The 5,033-nt window shown below is 61.8% G+C and carries 6 protein-coding genes; all 6 read left to right on the forward strand.

Going from position 1 to position 5,033, the window contains the following annotated elements; translation table 11 throughout:
* Positions 1 to 159 precede the first annotated feature (159 nt).
* Positions 160 to 1,095: a glycine betaine ABC transporter substrate-binding protein gene (locus tag NW816_RS13805; RefSeq protein ID WP_414409533.1), complete on the forward strand. Its 936-nt coding sequence runs from the start codon at positions 160 to 162 to the stop codon at positions 1,093 to 1,095.
* A 25-nt stretch (positions 1,096 to 1,120) separates the two neighbouring features.
* Complete coding sequence (locus NW816_RS13810) at positions 1,121 to 2,089, forward strand: ABC transporter ATP-binding protein (protein ID WP_414409534.1); 969 nt, start codon at positions 1,121 to 1,123, stop codon at positions 2,087 to 2,089.
* Positions 2,086 to 2,703 (forward strand): ABC transporter permease, encoded by a 618-nt coding sequence (locus NW816_RS13815; protein ID WP_414409535.1) that lies wholly within the window; start codon positions 2,086 to 2,088, stop codon positions 2,701 to 2,703. The genes NW816_RS13810 and NW816_RS13815 overlap by 4 nt, the downstream gene beginning before the upstream one ends.
* Positions 2,704 to 2,786: 83 nt before the next feature.
* Positions 2,787 to 3,443 (forward strand): sigma-70 family RNA polymerase sigma factor, encoded by a 657-nt coding sequence (locus tag NW816_RS13820; protein ID WP_414409536.1) that lies wholly within the window; start codon positions 2,787 to 2,789, stop codon positions 3,441 to 3,443.
* A gap of 33 nt (positions 3,444 to 3,476) precedes the next feature.
* Positions 3,477 to 4,277, forward strand: a complete 801-nt coding sequence (locus NW816_RS13825; protein WP_414409537.1) for an anti-sigma factor domain-containing protein — start codon at positions 3,477 to 3,479, stop codon at positions 4,275 to 4,277.
* A 1-nt stretch (position 4,278) separates the two neighbouring features.
* A complete protein-coding gene (locus NW816_RS13830; RefSeq protein ID WP_414409538.1) occupies positions 4,279 to 4,965 on the forward strand; it encodes a VanW family protein in 687 nt (228 codons plus the stop codon).
* Positions 4,966 to 5,033 lie beyond the last annotated feature (68 nt).

Consider the following 5,033-nt stretch of genomic DNA (forward strand, 5'->3'; position numbering starts at 1 on the left):
GGGCAACCTGACACGGTAAGTGCTGTCGCAGAACCAGGAACCAGAATCCCCTGCCTTTAGGCAGGGGAGTATGTCAAGGCTCAGGGAAAATAATGGTTTAATGGTGGTTTGACAGCCAAAACTTCCTGGCCCAGGCCGGAACTCTCTTGGCAGGGCCCCTTGATCTTGAGTTTGGGATCCCTTCTCACCTTGTCTATGCTGAAAACCACTCGTCGCTTGGCCCTGCTAGCCCTGTCGGGGCTGGCGGTTCTTGTTCTCGCTCCCCAGAGGGGCCTCGCCAGGCCCATCATCGTCGGCTCCAAGGACTTTACCGAGCAGTTTATTCTGGGGGAAATGTATGCCTTGGCCCTGGAGGCGGCAGGGTTCACGGTGGAGCGCAAGCTCAACCTGGGGGGCACGCCGGTAGCTCATGCGGGCCTGCTGAGCGGCGAGATCGATCTCTACCCAGAGTACACCGGCACCGGCCTGCTGACGGTGCTTAAACTGCCCACCAGCGGCGACCCGGCAGAGGTGTACGCGACGGTGGCCCGCGAGTACGAGAGCCGGTTCCGATTGATTTGGCTGGATCCCGCCCCCATGAACAACACTCAGGCCCTGGCCATGACCCGAACTAGAGCGGCTGAGCTGGGCATCGCCACCATCTCGGACATGGTGGCCAAAGCGGGCGAGCTGGTGATGATCGGGCCGCCGGAGTTTCAAGCCCGCGAAGATGGACTACCCGGGATCCAAGCAGCTTACGGCAATTTTCGGCTCAAAGCCTACAAAGCGGTGGATCCCGGCCTGCGCTACCAGGGCTTGGTCAATGGGGAAGCGGATGTGGCGGTGGCCTTTGGCACCGATGGGGAAATTGCCGCCTTTGACCTGGTGCTGCTGGAGGATGACAAGCAGCTTTTCCCCCCCTACCAGGTGGCGCCGGTGGTGCGCAAGGATACCCTGGAGGCCAACCCCGGCATTGCCGCTGCTTTGAATGCCCTCTCCCCTCTGCTGACGGATGAGGTGATGCAGCGGTTGAACTACGAGGTGAGCGGCAACCGCAAGGAGCCGGCGGAGGTGGCCAGAGCCTTCTTGGTGGAAGCCGGCATCCTGAAGAAATAATCTTGCCCTTGCACGAGGCCCTGAGGTGAGCACCGTTGAGTTCGAGCGGGTGTCGCTGCGCTTTCCCCACAGTTCCCAGCCGGCTGTGGACGAGTGCAGTTTTTCCGTGGAGTCGGGCCAGTTGGTGGTCATTTTGGGGCCTTCTGGCTGCGGCAAAACCACCCTTCTGAAAATGGTGAATCGCCTACTGGATCCCACCCAGGGGCAGATTCGCTTGGACGGGCGGGATATCCGCCAGTTTCCCGTCACGGCTCTGCGGCAGCGGATCGGCTATGTTATCCAGCAATCGGGGCTGTTTCCCCACATGACGGTGGCCCAGAATGTGGCGGTGGTGCCGCGACTTTTGGGATGGGCGAAGGAGCGCATCCGCGAGCGGGTGGACGAGCTGCTCAGCTTGGTTAATTTGCCCCCCCATGAGTACAGAAACCGCTACCCTGCTCAACTGTCGGGCGGACAACAACAGCGGGTCGGTCTGGCTCGGGCCCTGGCCGGGGATCCAGGGCTGCTGCTGATGGACGAGCCTTTTGGGGCCATCGATGCCATTACCCGCAGCAAGCTGCAAGATGAGATCCTGCGCCTGCAACGGCAATTGAAAAAAACCATCCTGTTCGTCTCCCACGATGTGGAGGAGGCGCTGCGCCTGGCGGATCGCATTTTGGTGATGCAGAAGGGGCGGGTGGTGCAGTTCGATACTCCCTTTCGGCTGCTCACCCAACCGGCTACTCCCTTTGTTAAGGAACTGCTGGGGGCAGATGACATGGTGCGGCAACTGAGTGTGCTGCGGGTAGAAACGGCGATGGCCCGGATCCCGCACAACCACAAAATCCAAGAGGGAGCGATGGTGAGGCCCCAGGCCACTTTGCGGCAAGCCTTGTCCCTGCTGTTGCGCACAGGGGCGGCAGCCCTGACGGTGTGGGAGGACGGGCGGGCCATCGGCGTTTTGACCTTGGATCACATTCGCAGCTTGGCCATGCTGGAGGGGGGATCCGCGTGAGCTATCTCCTCAACCACCCCGGCCTGATGTGGCAGCTCACCCAAGAGCATCTGGCGATGGTGGGGATGACCTTGGGCATGGCGGTGGTGCTGGCGGTGCCGCTGGCTCTGCTGGTTCACCACGTGCGCTGGTTGGCCCTGCCGGTCATGGGGATCCTCAGCATCCTGTACACGGTGCCCAGCCTGGCTTTGATCATTTTGTTGGTGCCCTGGTTTGGCCTGAATGCCCGCTCGGTGGTGGTGGCGATGGTGATCTACACGCAGGTGATCTTGGTGCGCCACTTTTGCGTGGGCCTGCGCTCGGTCGAGCCTGCCATTCTGGAAGCGGCCAAGGGCATGGGGATGAACTTCTGGCAACGGTGGTGGCAGGTGCAGGTGCCGCTCATGCTGCCCATTGTTTTGGCAGGGCTGCGCTTGGCGGCGATTGTGGCCATTGCCATTGCCACCGTGGGGGCCAAGTTTGGGGCGGGAGGACTGGGCACCCTGCTGTTCGATGGCATTGCCCAGGCCGGTCGCTACGACAAGATCTGGGCCGGATCCCTGGCGGTGGGATCCCTGGCCTTGCTGGTGAACACAGCCTTGCTCAGCCTAGAATGGGCGGCCCGTCGTGGCTGAGGGGGTAGACTTAAGGACTCCGTCCCGCTGGCGCGATCGGGCAGGTTTATCCTCTAGTTGTGTGGGGCGAAACTGGGTGTAGCATGGGTGAGCAACCAGGGACTCCGTCCCGCTGGCGTGAGCGGGTGAGAGATTGGTCATCCCGCGCCGATTGGGAGCTGATGGAAGCGCTCAAGGCGGGGCAACCTGCTGCTCTGGCTGCGCTCTACGATCGCTATGCCGGCTTGGTCTATGGGCTGGCCTTCAAGATCCTGGGCCACGTGGCCGAGGCAGAAGACCTGACTCAGGAGGTGTTTGTCGAGCTGTGGCGCAAGGTTGGCTGTGATCCAAGGACTCCGTCCCGCTGGCGCGAGCGGCGGGGATCCCTGAGCAGTTTTTTGTGCATCCTGACCCGCTCGCGGGCCATTGACCGTCTGCGTTCTCAGGGCAGCCACCAACTTCTGTTGAAACGCTGGCAAACCCTTCTCAGCGCCGTTCGTGTTGACGGAACGGAGTCCCATAGCAAGATCCCGCTCCCTTTTGAGCAGGTTTCCATCGAGGAGCGGCGGCAAGCAGTGCAAGCGGCCCTCGGCCAACTGCCCGAAAGCCAGCGGCAGATCCTGGAGTTGCTCTATTACCAAGGGTTGAGCCAGGCGGACATTGCTCGCCAATTGGGGATCCCGTTGGGGACGGTTAAGACCCGCTCTCGCCAAGCTCTCTGCAAATTGCGGGGATCCCTGCGCGCCCTTCTGGGTTTCTGAGGTTTGGAGTTGAGTTCTGGTGTCGGGATGGCCATGTCTGATCGCGTCGGCGGGACGGAGTCCTTATCCACCTCGCCCCCTTTAACAGAGGAACGGGAAGAACTGGCCGGCTATCTGCTGGGGGACTTGTCTCCCGAGCAGGCGAGTGCTCTAGAGGCACGCCTAACTCAAGACCCTCGGCTGGTGGCCGAACTGCAAGCCTTGCAAGAAACCTTGGAATTGTTGCCCTACGGATTGCCAGGAGTACTCCCGCCTGCCAGCTTGCGCGATAAGGTGATGGCAGAGGTGGGGGCTATCGGCTTACGCGAGCAGGAGATGGCAGTCCCCCTTCACTCTCCACTGCCTGCTTTTGGGGTGGGGTGGCGCTGGTTGGGAGGCTTGGTGGCGGCAATTTTGGTTCTGCTCAGCTTAGACAACTGGCGACTGCGGCAAGCTCTGCAACTGGCCCAGTTAGAGCCGGTGCGAGCATTGTCTCATCTCCTGCAACAGCCGGGATCCCGTCTGGTGCATTTGCAGGGGGAGGTGGGGACGGCCAACGTGCTGTTTCGCCCAGGAGACTGGCAGGAGGTTATCTTGGCCGCACGGGATCTGCCCCAACCGGTGGCGGGGGAGCGCTACTCCCTCTGGCTCAAGCTGGACAATGGCGAGTTCCTCCACTGTGGTGACTTTCAGGTGGATGCTCAAGGCTCTGCTCTGGTGGCCCTACGCCCATCCCGCACGCTGCCGACAGGTGCCCGTGCCCAAGAGCTGGTGATTGCGACCGGCTCCCGTCAACTGCCCGCTCGCGCTACTCGGACGGAGTCCTTGAAACCCCTTCTGACGGGCAAGGTGTGAGGTGAGAGGAAGGGTTGACCTGCGGAGGTTGGCTGTGCTGGTGGGGGTGCTACTGGCCCTTCTGGCCTTGTGGTGGACGGATCCCACGCCAACAACCCTAAGCCACTACGTGACTTCTTTGCGGGAGCGTACCCCTTCTCAGCTCCACAACATTCGCCAAGCCGCCCAAAGCCTGGATGGGGTTTACATCATGCCTGCAGCACGCTCACGGGAACAGGCAGGAGCGATTTTTTCCTTCAACCAAGTGGTGGGGCCCCGCAGCCTGGAACGAGGCTATGTGCCCGCGCCGGTGTTTATGGTGGCCGAAACCCTGGATTCGGTTGGGGGAGGAATCTGTCAGGTGTCCTCTAGCCTTTACAATGCCGCTCTGTTGGCAGGGCTGGAGGTGGTGGAGAGGCACCCCCATTACCGGCAGGTGGAATCGGTGCCCCCTGGCCTGGATGCCACCGTTTGGTACGGCTTGGCCGACCTCAAGCTGCGCAACCCTTTCCCTTGGCCGGTGCGCTTGCGAGTTCAGATCCGCGGCCAAAATCTGATCGTGTCCGTGCTGGGACGGGGATCCCGCCACGCCCTGAGGATCCCGCCCATCCGTGTAGAGCGGCACCGGCTGGATCCCCAGCATTTGCAGGTGAGCGTGTATCGGGGCAACGAGCGCCTCTCCCAGGATCGCTATGTCGTTGCTCCCTAGCCTCTCATCTTGCCCTCATTGGCCCCCTGCTTCCGCTTCTCAGAGGCAGCTCCCCAGCAACCTCAAGG

It is taken from the genome of Synechococcus sp. W55.1, from assembly GCF_047461655.1.
Classification (GTDB): Bacteria; Cyanobacteriota; Cyanobacteriia; order Thermostichales; family Thermostichaceae; genus Thermostichus.

Coding starts and splice junctions, on each gene's coding strand:
- NW816_RS13820 (WP_414409536.1), top strand. CDS start 2,787: ATGGGTGAGCAACCAGGGACTCCGTCCCGCTGGCGTGAGCGGGTGAGA.
- NW816_RS13825 (WP_414409537.1), top strand. CDS start 3,477: ATGTCTGATCGCGTCGGCGGGACGGAGTCCTTATCCACCTCGCCCCCT.